We start from the raw sequence: 18277 nt of genomic DNA on the forward strand, positions 1-18277 counted from the left end.
CGATTACTATGTCGCTTTTGTTTTGCAGTACCTTTGCATAGGATTGATTAATACCCCTTGCCAGCCCCGTCATGCGAAATCGTCGTCGCTGAACAGTTCGCCCTCGACCCACCGCGGCTGTCGGTCGGCAATCTCGACGTCAAGGGTAGAGCGCGACACTGAGAGGCCGAGAAGACGGACGGGATGGTGCTCGTAGTCGATGCCCCGCAGGAGCCGCTTGGCAAGCGGAAGAATGTCGTCCTTGGTACGGAGGATGCCGTTGACGGTCATGGAGCGCGTCACCTGTGTGAAATCGTGAAATTTAACCTTCAGCGTTAGTGTGCGCCCCTCGAAACCGCTCCGCTTCAGGCGGCCGACAAGCTCGAGGACGGTATGATAGAGCTCGATGACAATCTTCGAGCGCTGGCGGATATCCTCAAGGAATGTCTGCTCACAGCCCACGCTCTTCCTCTCGCGCTCAGTGATAACGGCTCTGTCGTCGATGCCCCGCGCGAAATTATAATATATGCTACCGGCCTTACCGAAAACCTCCCGGAGATGATGCTCCGAGACGCTGCGGAGCTGTTCGCCGTTGAAGATTCCCATCATGTGCATGCGCTCGGCAGTCTTCGGACCCACACCCCAGAAATCCTCCACCGGCAGACGGGATATGAATTCGAGGGCACGGTCTGGATGGACAGTGCAGATGCCGTCGGGTTTGCGATAGTCGGAGGCAATCTTGGCAAGGAACTTATTGTACGACACACCCGCCGACGCCGTCAGCCCTGTTCTCTCTCTGATCTTCTGCTTTATCTCCTTGGCGATGTCGACAGCTAACTCGATGCCGGGCTTGTTGACGGTGACATCGAGAAAGGCCTCATCAATGGATATGGGCTCAACGAGATCGGTATACTCATGGAAGATGGCATCAACCTGCCGGCTTACGGCCTTGTACTTGTCGAAATGGGGCGGCACAACGATAAGGTCATGGCACCGCCGCTTGGCCTGGGCTATCGACATTGCGCTGTGGACACCAAAGGGCCTCGCCTCATAGCTTGCCGTCGACACCACGCCACGCGGACCGTCGAAGCCCACGGCTATCGGCTTACCGCGCAGGTCGGGATTGTCGCGTTGCTCCACCGAGGCGAAGAACGCGTCCATATCGATATGGATTATCTTCCTCAAACTACATGGTCGATGTCGACGAACTTTCCGTCGCGCTCGCGGTCGGCGACCATTCTGTGGAGGCGCTTCTCACGATAACGAGTCACCCACTTTCGGGCAAAGACATTGGGAATATCGACACCTATGGCAATCATAATGAGAATAAGGCTACCCTTGATGGCATTACTCGTTGCGAAGGTCACCTCACCTACAACTCCCTGCATATCGATGAATCCGTACAGGGCGCGGTACATGAGCACTCCCGGCACCATCGGGATGACGGCCGGAATACTGATACACTGGTGGGGAGTGTCAATCATTCGGCATACCTTTATATTTATTATAGAGATGAGAGCCGAGCCGCAGAGGGTTCCAATGATAGGGCCGTAATCGAGGCCGATATTGCCCGACGAGGGTCCGAGATTGACAAAGTTACGGAAACAAACGGCGATGATTCCGCCACATGCTATCCACGGCATAAGACGCAGCGGAGTGTTGAAGATTGTGGCGAAGCCCATAGCCGAGATGGCGGCGGCGATGGCATACTCGACAAACGTGTGATGAGGGGTCATACTAAGGTCGTGGACAAAGTTGTCGATGCCGCAGAACTTTATGGCCACAGCGATGCCGAAGGACATAGCCACAATCATCAGCAGGGTGTTGGTGGCCCTTACAAGCCCTGTCTCGATGTGGTTGTCAAGCATGTCGCTGACGAAGTTGATAAGCGGCACACCGGGAACGATGAACAGCGCACAGGCCATAAGCGGATGCCACGGCGTCGACGACTGTAGGAACGACAGCCACGGCGTTGAGGACACAAAGTCGTGGACGGCATTGCCGGGAACGCTTATGAATGTCGACAGCCATGCAATGATTGTTGACACGAATGCCGCCACGGCAATATCGAAATAAGTGTTTGATCCTCTGCCGTTTAGCCACATACGCAGCCGGTTGCCAAGGATAGCGGCTATGGACGCATAAAAGAATGCTGTCCAGTCGCAACCGAACTGGATGCAGAATCCGCCGCAGGCAAAACCGGCACAGGCGGCTACGGTCCAGTCGTTGTAAGTGCGCTTGCGGTGAGTCACCCAGTTGAGGGCACACTCGTAGTCGTCAAGACTATAGTCGCGTTTCAGGGCACGCCATGTCAGCTTACTGATGTCCTGAATGGCCGCCATGTCGATGCCGTGCTTATAGCAGCGGCGCATCTGGACGAAGGAGTGGTCGCGGTCGGAGAAACTCACCGTGACCATGTAGTAGTCGACATAAATCTGGACATACGACTTTGAAAAGCCGAGGAAAGCTGCCGCACGCTGCATATTGCGCATGATGCGGCTCGTGTCGGCGGAGCTGTCGACAAGTATCTGTCCGGTGCGCAGAAGGAGGTTCATCCGACGGCGGAGCTTGTTGACCGACTCCTCATGATGCGATTGACAATCACATGAAACAGTGTCGTGGGGTTGGTTGCAGTTATCCATAAAAAACATAAGACTTGGAAATCAAGTGCAAAGGTAATAAAAATCCGCGATTTAAGTGTGGCAGTAGAAAAAAAATTAGTATCTTTGCCAAATATTGTGGAAGAAACCGAAAACTGACAAGTCAACAAAATAGAATTATAGTCATGAAACAATTCCTCAAAAATGTCGCAGCAACAGTCTTAGGAGTAATTATCGCCGGCTCTCTGGCGGGAGTTTTCTTCTTTATTGGCCTTATGGGGCTGGCCCTGTCGGACAACGATACCGCGTCGATTAATGACAACTCGGTCCTCGTCATCAAGCTGTCGGGAGTGATGAACGAGCACAACGATGCTGCAAATCCCCTCGACGCGCTTATGGACAAGGCACCGACGCCGAGCGTAAGCGACATCGTCCAGGCCGTAAAGAAAGCCAAAACAGACAGCAGGATAAAAGGAATATATATAGAGGCCGGGCTCTTCGCCGCCGATTCGTATGCGAGTATGGAGGCTGTTCACGACGCGTTAGCCGATTTCCGCAAAAGCGGGAAGTGGATAATTGCCTACGGCGACTCCTACACCCAGGGCGCTTATTACATTGCGTCGACGGCATCGAAGCTGTATCTCAACCCTCAGGGACAGATCGACTGGCACGGACTGTCGGCACAGAAACTATACTTTAAGGACCTGTTGGCGAAGTTCGGAGTGAAGATACAGGTAGCTAAGGTGGGAACATACAAGAGTGCCACCGAGATGTTCACGGCCGACAAGATGAGCGATGCCGACCGCGCACAGACAACAGCCTACATCGGTGCGATATGGAAGAACATCACAGCAGCGGTGAGCAAGAGCCGCAACATACCAGCGGCGCGCCTTAACCAACTGGCCGACAGCATGGTAGTGCTCGCCGACCCCACCGACTACGTGAAGACTAAGATGGTCGACGGCCTGCTGTATACCGACCAGGTGAAGGGCATAGTGAAGAAACAACTCGGCAGCGACGACATCTGCCAGGTGACACCCGGCGACGTCAATGCCGACGAAACCGACGACAGCGGCGACGAAATAGCGGTCTACTATGCATGTGGATCCATCGTCGACGGCGACGCATCAATCGACAACGGTCAGTGCATCGACGCCCAGAAGGTGTGCCGCGACCTCGAGGACCTCGCCGATGATGATGACGTGAAGGCAGTAGTGCTGAGGATAAACTCCGGTGGAGGCTCCGCTTACGCATCGGAACAGATATGGCATCAGGTGAGCGAGCTGAAAAAGAAAAAGCCGGTCGTAGTGTCGATGGGCGGAATGGCGGCCAGCGGAGCCTACTATATGAGTGCACCGGCCAGCTGGATAGTGGCGCAGCCCATGACCATCACGGGCTCGATAGGCATCTTCGGCATGTTCCCGGACATGAGCGGACTGCTCCAGGATAAGCTCGGAATAAAGTTTGACGTTGCCAACACCAACGCCCACAGCGACTTCACCTTGGACAGGACACCCGTCAGACCATTCAATGCTGATGAGATGCGGTGTCTCGAGACTTACATCAACCGCGGTTACAGACTCTTCCGCCAGCGCGTTGCCGACGGACGACATCTGTCGACGGACCAGGTGGAGAAGATTGCGCAGGGCCATGTATATGCCGCCCAGGACGCAATGGCACTGAAACTCGTCGACCAGATTGGCGGTCTCAACGACGCCGTGGCCAAAGCAGCACAGTTAGCCAAAGTCAAGGACTATCACACCACCGACTATCCCGAGGGCGAATCGTTCATCGATGCCCTCTTGAACAAGGCGCAGGGCGGCGGCAATTATCTCGACGAGCGCATGCAAACGGAGCTCGGCATGCTCTACGAACCCATGATGCTGCTCCGGAAGATAAACAAGATGGACGCTATCCAGGCAAGCATTCCATACAAATTGGAGATAAAATAAAAAAACAGTAAACGCATAACGACATAACCATAATAATATAGTGGAAGGCGACTACATAAAAATCAACCGGTGGCTGCGGCCCCTGAGCTGCATCTACGGATTCTGCATAGGCATCAGAAACCAACTCTTCGAACTCAATATCCTGAAGAGCCGGAGTTTCACGACCCCCGTCATTGCCGTCGGCAACATCACCGTCGGCGGAACGGGAAAGACACCTCATGTGGAGTATCTCGTCCGACTGCTCCGGCGCGAGGCAAAGGTGGCCGTACTAAGCCGGGGGTACAAACGCAAGACTCGCGGCTACATCCTCGCCGACGGCGACTCCACCATGCGCGACATCGGTGACGAACCCTTCCAGATGAAACAGAAATTTCCCGACATTGAGGTTGCCGTCGATGCCAACCGGTGCCGCGGCATCGACCATATCATCAACGATGAGGCCACCAAGGACACCGATGTCATAATCCTCGACGATGCCTATCAGCACAGGTATGTGAAGCCGGGACTGAACATTCTGCTCGTCGACTATCACCGGCTGATTATCTACGATGAGCTGTTGCCGTCGGGACGGCTGCGCGAACCCGTTGACAGCAAAAAACGCGCCGACATTGTTATAATAACGAAATGCCCCGACTCGCTGAACCCCATCGACTACCGCGTGCTGACGAAGGCCATGAAGCTCTACGCCTATCAGTCGCTCTACTTCACCTCGCTGCACTACGGTCAGCCTTATCCGCTCTTCGACGGCGCGACGACAGATATTCCGGCGAAACAACAGGCCGACGTGCTGCTGCTCACGGGAATAGCAAGTCCGAAGCAACTCATCGACGACATACAGCCGTTCGTGAAGTCGCTGACGCCGATGACGTTCCCCGACCATCACGCGTTCACGCGGCGCGACATCGAGAAACTCAACGCAGCCTTCGACGCCATGCCCGCCGACAGCCGCATAGTAATCACAACAGAGAAGGACGCGGCAAGGCTGCTGCAGGCCGAAGGCATTGACGAGAATGTGAAAAAACGACTTTTCGTACTTCCCGTCGAGGTGAAATTCATGCTCGACGACGAAGAGATGTTCAACGATAAAATCATTAGCTATGTACGAAAAAATTCAAGAAACAGCATCCTGGTTAAAAGAAAGGATGACCACAAGACCAAAAACAGCAATAATCTTAGGAACGGGACTCGGACAATTAGCTTCAGAAATCACTGAGACGGCTGAGTTCGCATATAAGGATATCCCCAACTTCCCGGTGTCGACCGTTGAGGGTCATGCCGGAAAACTCATATTCGGCAAACTCGGTGGCAAGGACATCCTCGCCATGGACGGCCGCTTCCACTACTACGAGGGCTACTCGATGAAGGAGGTGACGTTCCCTATCCGCGTGATGTATGAGCTCGGCATCGAGACACTCTTCGTCAGCAACGCCTCGGGAGGCATGAATCCGGCATTCCACATCGGCGATCTGATGATTATCCGCGACCACATCAACCTCTTCCCCGAGCATCCGCTCCACGGCAAGAACTTCCCTACGGGACCGCGATTCCCCGACATGCACGAGGCTTACGACCACAGACTCATCGACCTCGCCGGCGAAATTGCAAAGGAGAAGGGCATCGAGGTGAAGTACGGAGTGTACGTGGGTGTGCAGGGACCGACCTTCGAGACACCATCAGAATACCGTTTCTACCATCTCATCGGAGGCGACGCCGTGGGCATGAGCACCGTACCGGAGGTTATCGTGGCGCGTCACTGCGGCATAAAAGTATTCGGAATATCAGTCATTACCGACCTCGGCGGTTTCGAGACACCCGAAAAAGTGAGCCACGAGGAGGTGCAGAAGGCAGCCAATGCTGCCCAGCCGAAGATGTGTGATATTTTCCGCGAAATGATTGCAAGGAGCTAAAACAATAATGGATATAAAAGATTTAGGTGAGTTTGGCCTCATCGACCGCCTCACAAAGGACATACAGCCGAAGAATGCCAGCACACTATATGGTGTCGGCGACGATTGTGCCGTGATGCACTATCCCGACAAGGAGGTACTCGTCACGTCGGACATGCTCATGGAGGGCATACACTTCGACCTCGTATATACACCCCTCGAGCAGCTCGGATATAAGGCCGCAATGGTGAATATCAGCGACATCTTCGCCATGAACGGCACCCCGCAGCAGATCATCGTCTCGATAGCCATCGACAAACGTATGACCGTCGAGGACGTCGAGGCCATATACCGGGGAATGAAAAAAGCCTGCGCAAAGTGGAATGTCGACATCGTGGGCGGCGACACGACAACATCGCTCACCGGACTGGCTATCTCGGTGACGTGCATCGGCTATGCCGACAAAAACGACATCGTGTACCGTCATGGGGCCAACGAGACCGACCTGATATGTGTCACGGGCGATCTCGGATCGGCATATATGGGACTTCAGATTCTCGAACGCGAAAAGACGGTCTACTATCAGCAGATAGACGAATATAATAATAAGGTAAAGGCGGCCCAGAAAGCCGGCGACGAGACAGAGCTGAAGAAGCTCAGGGCACAGCGCCGGCAGGTGGAGGACTTCGAGCCCGACTTCGCGGGAAAGGAGTATCTCATCGACCGACAGCTGAAACCGGAGGCCCGGGGCGACGTCATAGAGGCACTGCGGCAACGAGGCATACACCCGACGGCAATGATGGACATCTCAGACGGACTGTCGTCGGAGCTCCACCACATCTGCTCACAGAGCCACTGCGGATGCCGGATATACGAGAAGGAAATTCCTATCGACTATCAGACGGCATCAACATGTGAGGAATTCAACATGAACCTCACCACGGCAGCCCTCAACGGCGGTGAGGACTACGAGCTGCTCTTCACCGTACCAATAGGCGACCACGAAAGACTGGCCGACCTCGAGGGCATCCATCAGATTGGCTACATAACCAAGGAGTCGCTCGGCATGTATCTCGTCACACGCGACGACAACGAGTTTGAGCTCCAGGCTCAAGGATGGAACCCGCTGAAAGGATAATGCAACCTATTTAATATCTAACTCAGCAAAATCTGACTAATCACCGATAAATTCGATAATCCAAAGGGCGGGGCACAATCCCTGCCCTTTTTTCGTATGGCTATCCCGTTCGCAACAAGTGCATAATAATCCAAACGCCGACAAATATAAAACGCTCCTCTATCATCAAATATGGCAAGGAATGGAATAGGAAATAGAGACGAATATCATGACAAGAACAATTATCCATCCTAATATGTAGAAACAAGCTATCGAATAACGAACGGACAAACACGGAAATCGAATTCACCGAAACGATATATGATTGCTATAGCACTCCATTCAACCCATTTTTGAGTCAAAAAAATCTCAAAAAGAAAACCTTTGAATATCAGCGCATTACCGACAAAGTGAAAATTTTTAAAGAAAAAAGTTATGAATATATTTGCGGGAACTAAATATTTTGTGTACCTTTGCACTCGCAATTCAGAAATGAAGCAATAACAACAAAATGGTGCCTTAGCTCAGGTGGTAGAGCAATGGACTGAAAATCCATGTGTCCTTGGTTCAACTCCAAGAGGTACCACTCCTCCTTTCATTAGGGCGGTTCTCCTTATGAGGCCGCTCTTTTTTTTGTACTTACATCTCCCATCATAGGTTCTGCATCGAGATTCTGCCAATGCAAGAGGCCACAACGCAACGATGGCACCCATCTCATAACCATCGCAGAAATGAATTCCATCCTACTGAAACAATCGAAGGGAACAATTTGCCATTGCGAAATATCTTGACAGTATTCCAATATATATCATTCGGCACTCTAAAACGGTCCGTTTCAGCCTGCAAAACGGTCCATTTCGCAGTCTAAAACAGCCCGTTTCGCAACGCGAAAAGGGCCGTATTGCCAACACATTGAATGTCAATAAGTTGCAGCGCCAGTGCCTGAGCAAAATTGAAATGAATTATTTTTACTAATCGGATGCCAGCAAATCCGTTCTCATAAGAAGCTGACGGATTGGGGTAGAGAATTGACAGAAACCGCGCTCGTCGCCACAGCCGATTGATTATTCAGTCATGGCATATAATAATTGTAAATAAAATCCGTTATCAAAGAAATGAATAAATACATTACCATCATATTACTTGCCCTACTGGCAACACTGAGTGCATGTACCGACGACGACTCGTTCTCGGCATCGACGGCGAACACGCTGACATTCTCGGCCGACACCGTCACCTTCGACACGCTCTTCTCACGCGTGCCAACGGCCACACGCACCTTCTGGGTGTACAACCACTCGGGCGACGGCATACGCTGCTCAAGCGTACGACTGGAGAATGGCAACCAGACGGGATACCGCGTCAACGTCGACGGCATCTATCTCGGCAGCGCACAGGGATATCAGACCAACGAGATAGAGATTCGCGACAAGGACTCAATACGCGTCTTCGTCGAGCTGACATCGCCGGAGAACCACGCCAAGACTCCACAGCTGTTGGAGGACAATATCGTCTTCACGCTCAAAAGCGGTGTTCAGCAGAAGGTAAACCTAAGGGGATATTCGTGGGATGCCGACATTATAGGAATGCTCGAGATACGCCACGACACAACAATCTCAGCCGTCGACAAGCCTCTAATCATTCAGCAGGGGCTCCGCGTCGACTCCGGGGCCACACTAACCGTAGCACGGGGCTCGACAATATACTTTGGACAACGTGCCGGAATGGACATCTACGGAAGACTCGTTGCCGACGGAACGGCCGAAAAGAATGTCATATTCCGTGGCGACCGCATCGACAAGATGTTCGACTACCTGCCCTACGACCGGGTGCCGGGACAGTGGCAGGGCATCCATTTCCACACGTCATCGTATGAGAACAGACTGAATTACACCGACATACACTCGGCTTACAACGGTGTGGTGTGCGACTCGTCGAGCGTGGAGCGACTGAAGTTGCAAGCTTACAACACCACAATCCACAACTGCCAAGGCTATGGACTGAAGGAGACAAACTGTGTCGTCGACCTATGGAACTGCCAGATAACCAACACGTTGAGCGACTGTGCGGCTTTCTTCGGCGGTGGGGCAATGTTGCGCCACTGCACCATAGCACAGTTCTATCCCTTCGATGCCAACAGGGGGGTGGCACTGAGGTTCTCAAACTATGACGGCGACAAGGACTATCCTCTATACCAGTTCGACGTCTACAACACGCTCGTCACCGGCTATGCCGACGATGTCGTCATGGGCGATTTCAACAAGAGCACTGATGCGACATATATGTTCAGCCACTGCATACTGCGGACCATCAAACCGGACACTATCAACGAGCAACAGTTCCGCCATGTGACATTCGAGAATGTTGAGGACACTGCCGCCATAACCGGCGCAAAGCACTTCCGCGACATCGATGCCGACAAGCAATACTACGATTTCCATCTCGACTCGCTGTCGACAGCCATTGACTCGGCCGAAGTGTTGCCCAACGGATACAGCGCCACCGACCGCGACGGACGCCAACGCGACTCCCGTCCGGACATCGGTGCCTACGAATATCATCACGACTCGTCCGCCACACCGGCTGCTCTGCCGAGGCGGAGAAGATAAAAACTACCCGAAATGAAAAAGATTGACCTAAGCATTACTATTGGTTTCTGTCAGACCGATGAGCTGTCGGAAGCCGACCAGCAACTCGTAGAGAGGGCAAAAGAGGCCACGCGAAACTCATACTCGCCCTACAGCAAGTTTGCTGTGGGGGCTGCGGTCAGGCTGGCCGACGGCACCACAATTATTGGTGCGAACCAGGAGAACGCAGCATTCCCTTCAGGGCTCTGTGCAGAGCGCACCGCCATATTCGCGGCCCAGGCCCAGCATCCCGACCAGCCGATAACGGCCATCGCCATCGCAGCACGCAATCAGAACGGACTGATGCCCGACCCTATCGTGCCCTGTGGCTCCTGCCGCCAGGTGATGACAGAAATCGAGGACCGCTACAAGCACCCTATTCGCATCCTCCTCTATGGCACCGCCGGTACGTATGTCATCAACTCGGTAAAGGATATCCTGCCGCTCTGCTTCATCGGCGACTCAATGAAGTAGTGGTCAGGCCCATCCTCGTCCATTCAGCTGCCCATGGCTTTTGTAGCTATGGGGCTATGGCTCTGTGGTTTCCATAGCCACTATGATGTGTCCCATGATCCTATGTAACGTCATATAAATAGCAATAACATCCTATGGTCCAATTAGCTACCTATATGTCATAATTTCCATATCAAAGAAAGCAGGGCCTAACGACCGGCCGGAGGGCCCCAACCCTGCCTATCCGCTCCTGCAAAGAAGTCACGGAGGCAATAAGTTGGGCGACGAAAGGTATTACATGTGCTGCACCTATCCACTTGCAGGGGCGGCCTTTATGGCCCGACCGCTCGGTCGTAAGACCGAATATCTGTCGCGTTAATCTGTTTTGATGGTTTTCCTTTGTGTCAGCGCCAAGATCCGACGGAGGAGAATCTGCCATTTGGGTTTTGAGGGCGGTGAGAGGCCCACCCTCTCACAAGCGCTCAAAGCCCAAATGGCAAAGGGCGAAAGCCCTTGGTGCTGACACGAAGGGTTTTTATTGGTTTTGGTCTTAATTCATGATTGTCTATTCAACGTTCTTCGTTCAAGAGGGGCTACACGCCAATGCGTTACACCAAATCATCATAGATAAACCATAATGAGCTGATAATCAAAATAGAAATTCATTTTTATTGAAAAGTGATGAAGTCATAAAAAAAAGGCAGGGCCTCAGCCCTGCCTCCTCAAGAATTTCTCTTATTCGTGATGCTCCGGCACGATGGCCAGATAAACGAGGTCGTGGTCGGTGAGGTTCTCCATATAATGGGAGTGGCCCTCAGGACAATAGTGGCACTGCCCTACCCTAACGGTCTCAGTAATACCGTCATAGTGGAAAGTGGCCACACCGCTGATAACGAAGACTATCTCGCAGTTGCCCTCATGCTTATGGATGCCGCTCGAGGCACCGGGACGGAGGGTAGAATACATAATCTTAACCTTGTCGTCGGCAAAGTTCCTCGTATCCAACGGCCCTTCACCGCCCTTGAAGTTCATCTGATGAACCTCAGGAATCTTGTCGAAATCTATAATCATAATAGTTTGTCTTTATAAAAACGGCATTCCCCTTCCCTCCACAGCGGGAGAGAATGGGAATGCGAGTTTAGTGTTTATCCTTTGTCGTAACGAAAGGATTAAAAAGTGTACTTCAGACCAATCTGACCACGCCAGCGGCTGTAGAGGTCGCTGTAGTCGCGGTTGGCATAGCCGCCTGTGAACTGATAGACACCGTTGCCGCGGTATGTAACAGGGCTGTAGTAGACTCCGAAACCGTCGCCGTAGGTGTGGCCCCAGTCTTTGTTCAGCAGGTTGCCGACGTTGATAATATCGACGGTGAGCTCGATGGAGTTGACATCGCCGAGCACCTTGAACGAGAATTTCTGACCGAAATGGAAGTCGAAGTGCTGCTCGAAGGCAAGGTTGTCGGCATAGCGCTTGAAGAATTCGCCGCGATGCTTGCTCAGGTACGAATCGCCGTCAATCCAGGTCTCCATAAGCTGGCGCTGCATGGCTGCCGTGAGGGTCTTAGGATAAGCGTTGCCGTTGGCCGACCAGGCATCGGTGCCGGGACCGAAGAGGCGACGAGTGAGGGCGTTGTTGTTGAACGAGGTCTCCTCAAACTGCATGGAGTTCAGCTGGTCGCTCGTCGGGATGTAAAGCAGGTCGTTGCCGCTGGCACCGTCGCCGTTCATATCTCCGTAGGTATATAATGTGTAAGGCGATCCGCTCTTGGCAGTATAGATGACGCCGACAGTGGTCTGCCACTGCTTGCGGGCACCGTACTGCACATGATAGTATGCACTGGCCTGAATGCGGTGAGGGATATTGTAGGCTGAGTTACCGAGCTCAGGATCGTTAGGATTCTGGCAGGTATAGTTATAGCGCCAGTTGCTCTCGGCAACCGAGCTGCCACCGTTGTTCACGCTCTTCGACTTCGTCCATGTGTAGCTGGCCATGAGGTCGAGGCCGAAGTTGAAGTGCTTCTCGGCTTTCAACGACAGGTTGACAGTGTAACCCTTGCTCGTATTGTAGAGAGCGTAGATATTGCTGAATGGGGTTCCGGAAGTGGTCTTTTCAAGCATCGGACGGTTGTCATCAACCATGTCGGTTCCCTGATAATAGGTCTGGCCGAAGGTCTTGCCGGTCATGTCGTAGGCAAGGTTCTTATAGAGAATGTCGTTGAGGGTCTTGGAGTAGATACCCTCGGCAGTCCAGTCGATGCCAAGGAGCTTGAAGTCGAAACCGAGGTTGAAACGCAGGCTCTGGGCAAACTTGAAGTTGTGGTCGTAGACGTTAACTGTCTGACTGCCTGACGATTTAGCGTTAGCGACGTTAGCCTCCTGACCGTTGGGGTCGAGGATGAGCGTTGCGCCCTTAGGCTTGTTCAGATAGTACTGCGACATCTGAATTCCGGTGTTCGAGAAGTTGTTTGAAATCCATACGAACGGGATGCGGCCGGTGAATACTCCGGCTCCACCACGAAGGATATAGCGGCGGTCGCCGTTGATATCCCAGCGGAAGCCTACACGCGGACTCCACAGCGGAGCACTCGAAAGTTTCTGGTCGGTACGGACATTCCACCCGCGACTCTTGGCATACTCATTAAACGGGACGTTGGCTGCCGGCTTGTCGAAGAAGATAGGAATGTCGACACGCAGACCATAGGTGAGCTGGAAGTTGCGGGTAGCATCCCACTTGTCCTGGGCGTAGAAACCAAGCTGGGCTGCACCAAAGCTTGCCTGCCAGCGCGGATCGCCGGTGACGTCGACATTTGCATGGCCGTAGCGGTAGTAGTTCATATAGCTCTTCGTCGGGTCGAGCTGGCCGTCGTCCATATAATCGTCGTAGTAGCGGTTGAAGTCGTCGGGAGTCTGGAAGTTATAAGTTCCATAGAGGTCCTGGATGAAGAGATTGGAAAAATCGTAAATTTCGTTGTGAGTACCGAACGTAAGGGTGTGGTTGCCCTTATACCATGTGAGGTTGTCCTCAAGAGTCCAAATGTCCTGATCGAGCGAGTTGGCCATCGACGAACGCTCGTTGCCTAAGTTGATGGTACCGCCACCAACACCGGAGATGGTTATTGATGGGAACGGAGCTCCGACATCGCGCTTGTCGCGGACACGCACATAGCTGGCGCGGGCCTCATTGCTCAGCGACGGAGAGATACGGCTCTGAAGCTCAGCGATATACGAGTTTGTAGTACTCTTGAACGGATAGCTGTAGAGGTTGTCGTTGAGGGCACGGATGCCACCGCCATTGTTCAACTGTTTGGCATCGACAAGGCTCCAGCGGATAGTGAATTTATTCGACTCGTTGATGTTCCAGTCGAGTTTCACACCTGCCTTAGTGCTCTTAGTGTAGATATCCTCTGTTGAGAATGCACCGGGATAGTTGACACCCTGCTTTGCTGCGATATTCTTCAGTTTGCTGACAATATCGTCGGCAACGGTCATATCGACCTGCGACTGGGAGGAGCCGTAAGCGTAGAGGTTAGGATAAGACTTGTCGTTCTTCTCCAAGTTGGCAAAGAAGAAGAGCTTGTCCTTGATGATTGGACCGCCAAGGGTCAGGCCCCAGTTGTAGTCCTTCTCCTTATTATATTTAGGAGCATAGCCCGAACCATCAGCAAGCTGATAGTGATGGCCTAAAAGATTCTGGTTGTAACCGTAACCATAGGCACTGCCGTGGAACTGGTTTGTTCCGCTCTTAGTGATGGCATTGACCGAACCACCGGTGAATCCGCTCTGGCGGACATCGAAGGGAGCCACATTAACCTGAATCTGCTCAATGGTCTCAAGCGATACAGGCTGCGTTCCCGCCTGACCACCATTGGAACCGGTGCTCGAGAGTCCGAAGACATCGTTGTTGGCGGCACCGTCGATAAGCAACTGGTTATAACGGTTGTTGGTTCCGGCAAACGACATCACGCCAGAATTGGTCGTGGTCAACTGAGGATTAAGACGTGCAACATCGGCAATGCTGTGGCTGATTGTCGGCATATCGTTGATCTGCTGTGCGTTAAGACTCTGCGCAGCACCGGTCTTCGTTCCATTGATGCCGGCATTGCCCGTGACAACAACTTCCTGAAGTTCGCGGGCGTCGGCCTGAAGGGTGCACGACAGATCCTCCGTCTCACCAAGGCGGAGCTCAACATTGTTGAACACTTTCGGCTTGTTGCCGATGTAGCTGATCTCAACCTGGTAAGGACCACCGACACGCATTCCCTGGATAGTGAAACGGCCGTCAATGTTCGTGACAGCACGATAAACAGTACCCGAAGGCTGGTGGGTGGCGGTGACCGTGGCCCCAATGACCGATTCGCCGTCACTCGTAACAAGACCGGAGATTCCCGATGTCGTTACCTGGGCGAAAACTGATGAAGCGATCATGACGAACAATGTCACCAGAATAAATAGCTTCTTTTGCATAACTCAGATAAATAATTAATTGTGTAAATCTGTTATTCTAATTGCGATGCAAAATTAACTAAATTTCCTAAAGTTTCCCACTTGGAGAACCCCTTTATAAAAAGGCTTTCCCAAAGGGTATGCGCATCTTTAACTTTTCAAAAAACTTTTTATGAGCAGTAGAATATTGCATTATCGGACTTCTCCTTTTAAGGTCATTTGCCCTTTCACATTTATTAAGCACTTGTTAAACTACTTTGTTTATGGGCATCCTGCTATTTGAACTTTTCAGAAACCCCTTGTTTATGGGCATTTTGAACAAGTGGGAAACTTTAGTAAATTTCTTAAATCATGTATTACAAAATTAAGAAAATGTTAATCGACATGCCAAAATTTAACCTCACCACTGCCCCACACCGGAAATTCAGGCTCTCATATACCTCTCAATACACAAATATCAAGTCCTGCCCACAATTTTCCGTCGCAACGATGCCCTGCTGCCCCCTACTCTACCCCCAAAAGCACCCCTATCAGTACAATTAGCAAATACACCCACCACTCGAAGCGATTTCTTATCAATCATTTCCCCTATATTTGTGTTCCTTTACTCACCGTCCCCACACCCCGACGCCCCCACGTATCAATTGATTCCCCAACAGCTATAACCTTTGCCACCCCTCAAACGACCCTATATCTTTACCATATCAATTGATTCCACAACAACTACGGTCTCTTTGCCAATTGCCCTCAAAACTCGCATTCACCATATCAACTGATTTCACAACTGCTACGGTCTCTTGCCATTCGCCTAACGCCCAAACAACTTCTCATTGTAATCTAATTCCCCAACAGCATCGTTTCTCTGCCATTCGTCTCACGTCCAACGACTTCTCTTTGAAATCTGGTTCCCCAACAGCATCGTTCCTCTGCTTACCGCCCCAACATTCCAGCGCCAGCCCCGCATCAATTTACAGGCCCAACAGAGCCACGAATAAGTCACCTTTATACATCCAAAAATAATCTTTCGCATTTTTTTCTGATTTTATTTGTTTGATTAAAAAAAATGTATTACCTTTGCACCCGCAATTCAGGATTCACAGCAATCCTATCCATAATTGTAGTTGGCGGGATAGCTCAGCTGGTTAGAGCGTCGGATTCATAATCCGGAGGTCGTGGGATCGTGGCCCACCCCCGCTACACTGAGAATCAAGGAGTTACAGAGCTTTCTGTAACTCCTTTTTCTTTTGTCGGAAAACAATGGGAAAACACAACTCATTTGAAAACAGCATGATACGCCACGAAATATCACGCCAACTTCACTTCTTTCCTCAAAATCACTAAGTATCGTTCCGCATCAAGGAAGTCGGAAATCAGTCGAAATCCAAATCGGAAAAACAATGGGAAAACAAAGGTCACTGTTCGCGTAGAGAGGGAAAGTAAAACAAATCACTCGTTTTCTTCACCATCATCATCAATTTCTTCTTCGTCCTCATCAACAGAATCTTCTACCAACGAATCCAAGAAATCACCAGGCAACATAGCTTTTACCTCACCATCAGCGGGAAAGTCTTTTACGTTCCTTGTGACTATGACCTCACAGCCTGCAGAGACGGCGGAACGATATTGCAGATTGTCCTCCATATCTTTATCGTCCATAAGAAGCGCTTTACTCAACTCATCGTCACCCATCGGAGCAGTCTTTAGAATGTCGTGGAACGTTTTTAGCTTTTTCAATGCAGTCTCTTTCCCTAACACTTTTCTGGAAACATACAATGCGTTGACAAAAGTAAGAGCTGTCGCATAAAGTACAATATCCTCGTTATCGGCAAGTTGGAATATGTTGGAACTTTGCAACAAGAATTCTTTACGTCCCAACAGTACATCGACCATTATATTGGTATCAATGAAAACCTTCATCATTTTCCGTACTTCTCTTCAAGATATTCCATGCGGGCATTTCTGCCGTTAATATCTTCTTCGACTTCTTTACTTGCGTTGCCAGGACCAATCAGGCTCCTTACTCTTGGCGAAAGTTCGTCAAATGACTTCAACTTGAACTTCTTCTTTTTGACACGTTTTGGTCTGTCAAGCCCTATAGCCTTAACAATTATACTCTCAACGAAAGTGTCCAAGCTAACGTTATGCTCTTTGGCATAACGTTGAGCTCCTTGGTAAACGCTGCCTCTTATGGTAATTGTTCCTGTAGTCATATACGTTTCTTTTAATCTGCTTTACACGCAACAAAAATAACTTATTATTTTGAAATAAGCAAATATTTTTTTCATTTTCTGAAAACAAGCAGATTGCTTTTATGTTTCCACGCTTCAAAGTCTCCATGGAGAGTACCCTTTTCGTCACGATATACAGGCTCTGTACCATCAGCTCCAGTGAGATAAACAACATCTATGAAGCCATAGTCGGCAAGGGCTTCGGCAAAGTCGTACAATGACTCTTTATTGACGGTCTCCACATAATATGCCGTAGCGTCTCCGGGCTTGCGAGCCAAGGCACGGCGGTGGACCTTTCCCTTCAGGGCGAACTGCTTCAGACATATTTGTCCGGCTGAGAAAGCGCAAGCTGACGGAACATACTACCACTTTAATTCTTCTTCCTTTTATACGTAGATATATAGATGAGGGAAGCGATACTACGATTTATAGCACGCCCACAACAGTATACGCTTATGCCTTCCATGCAACTTGTACATTGCCATCAAGCGCAGCAAGGTGATGTAGTCTATGGCGAAGCATCCTTGACTCAACCGCCCGTCTATCGGAAGATATTTGTTCTCTCCGTTGAAGCGGCTGACCACTCCTGCCGAATGGATGAGAATGCCACGGGCATGGGCGTTACTGTTTGTGCGGTCGAGGCCTTGCAGACGTATGCTGAATCTCAGGCTTCGTGAGCCAATGCCGGTGAGGGCGTAGAGTCCCAGGCTCGACGCGTTGCTCCCCAGCTTGTTGCTGAACTGTGGTCTCGTCTCCGTGCTGCCGCTTCCGCTGCCATGCATGCAGTAGCTTGCCATGATGCGTTCCTTGTCGTTGAGGTCATAGACATAAAAGCGTTTCAGTCCCGACCGGCACCCGAAGTCGCAGATGATGTAGTAGTCATCATTGTAGCCGAATTTCTGTGCAAACTGCTGCACGCTTTTCAAATTCCACGGGTCTACATTCTTGTGCCAATAGCACTGGGCTATATAGTTTTTACCACATTGCCATCCT

14 protein-coding genes and 2 tRNA genes are annotated in these 18277 nt (G+C 51.1%); 8 read left to right on the forward strand and 8 right to left on the reverse strand.

Features of this window, described 5'->3' with window-relative positions; genetic code table 11:
• Nucleotides 1-69 precede the first annotated feature (69 nt).
• Nucleotides 70-1164 (reverse strand): DNA polymerase IV, encoded by a 1095-nt coding sequence (gene dinB / locus LDN30_RS15125; protein WP_223930109.1) that lies wholly within the window; start codon nucleotides 1162-1164, stop codon nucleotides 70-72.
• On the reverse strand, nucleotides 1161-2534 hold the full coding sequence (locus tag LDN30_RS15130; RefSeq protein WP_223928300.1) for a threonine/serine exporter family protein: 1374 nt from the start codon (nucleotides 2532-2534) through the stop codon (nucleotides 1161-1163). The genes dinB and LDN30_RS15130 overlap by 4 nt, the downstream gene beginning before the upstream one ends.
• 230 nt (nucleotides 2535-2764) lie before the next feature.
• Here LDN30_RS15130 and sppA point away from each other — a divergent pair, with 230 nt between their 5' ends.
• From sppA to cdd, 7 genes are all read left to right on the forward strand, one after another.
• Entirely contained in the window at nucleotides 2765-4531 is a 1767-nt protein-coding gene (gene sppA, locus LDN30_RS15135) for a signal peptide peptidase SppA (protein ID WP_223927073.1), read from the forward strand.
• A gap of 40 nt (nucleotides 4532-4571) precedes the next feature.
• Nucleotides 4572-5744: a tetraacyldisaccharide 4'-kinase gene (gene lpxK / locus LDN30_RS15140; RefSeq protein WP_223927074.1), complete on the forward strand. Its 1173-nt coding sequence runs from the start codon at nucleotides 4572-4574 to the stop codon at nucleotides 5742-5744.
• A complete protein-coding gene (locus tag LDN30_RS15145) occupies nucleotides 5629-6438 on the forward strand; it encodes a purine-nucleoside phosphorylase (protein ID WP_223927075.1) in 810 nt (269 codons plus the stop codon). The genes lpxK and LDN30_RS15145 overlap by 116 nt, the downstream gene beginning before the upstream one ends.
• A 7-nt stretch (nucleotides 6439-6445) precedes the next feature.
• Nucleotides 6446-7555: a thiamine-phosphate kinase gene (gene thiL, locus LDN30_RS15150; RefSeq protein ID WP_223927076.1), complete on the forward strand. Its 1110-nt coding sequence runs from the start codon at nucleotides 6446-6448 to the stop codon at nucleotides 7553-7555.
• A 492-nt stretch (nucleotides 7556-8047) separates the two neighbouring features.
• Nucleotides 8048-8120, forward strand: a tRNA-Phe gene (locus LDN30_RS15155).
• A gap of 529 nt (nucleotides 8121-8649) precedes the next feature.
• A complete protein-coding gene (locus LDN30_RS15160) occupies nucleotides 8650-10143 on the forward strand; it encodes a right-handed parallel beta-helix repeat-containing protein (protein WP_223927077.1) in 1494 nt (497 codons plus the stop codon).
• A 12-nt stretch (nucleotides 10144-10155) separates the two neighbouring features.
• Entirely contained in the window at nucleotides 10156-10635 is a 480-nt protein-coding gene (gene cdd, locus LDN30_RS15165) for a cytidine deaminase (RefSeq protein ID WP_223927078.1), read from the forward strand.
• A gap of 714 nt (nucleotides 10636-11349) precedes the next feature.
• On the opposite strand, the gene LDN30_RS15170 is transcribed toward cdd, so the two are convergent.
• Nucleotides 11350-11685 carry a cupin domain-containing protein gene (locus LDN30_RS15170; protein WP_223927079.1) on the reverse strand — a complete coding sequence of 112 codons (336 nt, stop codon included), beginning with the start codon at nucleotides 11683-11685 and terminating at the stop codon, nucleotides 11350-11352.
• 98 nt (nucleotides 11686-11783) lie between these two features.
• Nucleotides 11784-15077: a TonB-dependent receptor gene (locus LDN30_RS15175; protein WP_223930111.1), complete on the reverse strand. Its 3294-nt coding sequence runs from the start codon at nucleotides 15075-15077 to the stop codon at nucleotides 11784-11786.
• A gap of 1102 nt (nucleotides 15078-16179) precedes the next feature.
• Between LDN30_RS15175 and LDN30_RS15180 the strand changes: the two genes are divergently transcribed.
• Nucleotides 16180-16253, forward strand: a tRNA-Met gene (locus LDN30_RS15180).
• A 249-nt stretch (nucleotides 16254-16502) separates the two neighbouring features.
• Here the strand turns inward: LDN30_RS15180 and LDN30_RS15185 are convergent.
• The 4 genes from LDN30_RS15185 to LDN30_RS15200 form a co-directional block, all read right to left on the reverse strand.
• The gene (locus LDN30_RS15185) at nucleotides 16503-16976 is read right to left on the reverse strand and encodes a type II toxin-antitoxin system VapC family toxin (protein ID WP_223930113.1); all 474 of its coding nucleotides are present in this window, start codon (nucleotides 16974-16976) and stop codon (nucleotides 16503-16505) included.
• The gene (locus LDN30_RS15190) at nucleotides 16973-17266 is read right to left on the reverse strand and encodes a DUF6364 family protein (RefSeq protein ID WP_223930115.1); all 294 of its coding nucleotides are present in this window, start codon (nucleotides 17264-17266) and stop codon (nucleotides 16973-16975) included. Before LDN30_RS15190 ends, LDN30_RS15185 begins: the two co-directional genes overlap by 4 nt.
• A 71-nt stretch (nucleotides 17267-17337) precedes the next feature.
• A complete protein-coding gene (locus LDN30_RS15195) occupies nucleotides 17338-17562 on the reverse strand; it encodes a hypothetical protein (RefSeq protein WP_223930117.1) in 225 nt (74 codons plus the stop codon).
• A 141-nt stretch (nucleotides 17563-17703) separates the two neighbouring features.
• On the reverse strand, nucleotides 17704-18201 hold the full coding sequence (locus LDN30_RS15200) for a murein L,D-transpeptidase catalytic domain-containing protein (RefSeq protein ID WP_223930119.1): 498 nt from the start codon (nucleotides 18199-18201) through the stop codon (nucleotides 17704-17706).
• Nucleotides 18202-18277: the final 76 nt, after the last annotated feature.

The sequence above is a fragment of the Prevotella lacticifex genome, assembly GCF_019973375.1.
GTDB classification, from domain to species: Bacteria; Bacteroidota; Bacteroidia; order Bacteroidales; family Bacteroidaceae; genus Prevotella; species Prevotella lacticifex.